Below are 1,121 nucleotides of genomic sequence, written 5' to 3' on the forward strand. Positions count from 1 at the left end.
GTGGTTTAGGCGACGCTTACCAATAAACGATGATAAAGCCATTTTACATTACAGCCATGGTTAACCCCTTATTAGGTGAAAGTATTGAGGGCAAGCCCATTTTATAAAGCGTTTTTGACACTGGCGATCGTCATTTGTTGATTCCATCCATAGCTGTTTTCAAGTAAGCTGCCCCATTCCATATAAACCCAAACGAGGAAAGCGCGTTGGATAAAAGAATTGAACCTGAATTACCCAGTATTACGCCCGACTTAGATCAGGTTGAAAGCTATAAACAGTCCCTCAATCCGGCGAGCAAACCAGCCCCTTTGCCAAGTAGTGGTGCAGAGCAGGCAACCTCACCCGCAAAGAAATCGGGGGTGATGTCCTGGTTGGGTACAGCCGCAATCATTGCCTTAGTCATTGGTTCATATGGACTTTATCAACAAAATCAGGCCATTCAGGCGCAATTGATCGAATCGACTAAACGCATTGCACAACTTGAGCACACACTCTCTGCAACCGGTGAGGAAATGGGTGAATCGGCAGGTGCAATCCAAGTAAAACTCGTGGCTTTGACCGAGCGTACTGACGAACTTTGGTCGCAAATGGATAAGCTATGGGCATCTGCATGGCGAAGAAATCAATCTGAAATAAAACAGCTGAAAGAGCAAACAACCCGTATTGCCAAAAGCCAAGATGAACACGCTAACACCCAATCAAGTGTCGCTACAAAAGTGGCCTCACTGTCACAGAGTCAAACCGACTTGGCTTTCAAGCTGTCACTTCTAGAGGAACAACAGCAAGCAGCTGATACGCTAAAAAGTCAGCTATCGTCCATGAGTAGCGATTTAGATCAATTGAAATCTCAATCACGCGGCAGAGACGCCAAGCAAGTGGAGATCGGCGGCACACTTGCTCAATTGGAAATCACACAAAGCGCGCTTGCAGAGCAGTTAGAACGTCTAGAAAATAGGTTGGCAACCGCTGCGAAGGCGCAACAAGCGGTCAATTAAATCAGTGGGGTCAGAGTCTGAACTATCCCCAGAAATAAATTTTAAAAATCATGATGGTAAATAAATGTGAGGGAACTTTCATAGCGTTTCGCGATCTGATCAATCTTGCCATCACATAGTCGAAGT

General features: G+C 45.4%; 1 protein-coding gene. It reads left to right on the forward strand.

The features are described 5' to 3' along the window. Positions 1-206 precede the first annotated feature (206 nt). Entirely contained in the window at positions 207-995 is a 789-nt protein-coding gene (locus N482_RS04120) for a hypothetical protein (RefSeq protein WP_063375873.1), read from the forward strand. The last annotated feature ends 126 nt before the right edge of the window (positions 996-1,121 follow it).

The organism is Pseudoalteromonas luteoviolacea NCIMB 1942 (genome assembly GCF_001625595.1).
In the GTDB taxonomy this organism is placed as follows: domain Bacteria; phylum Pseudomonadota; class Gammaproteobacteria; order Enterobacterales; family Alteromonadaceae; genus Pseudoalteromonas; species Pseudoalteromonas luteoviolacea_A.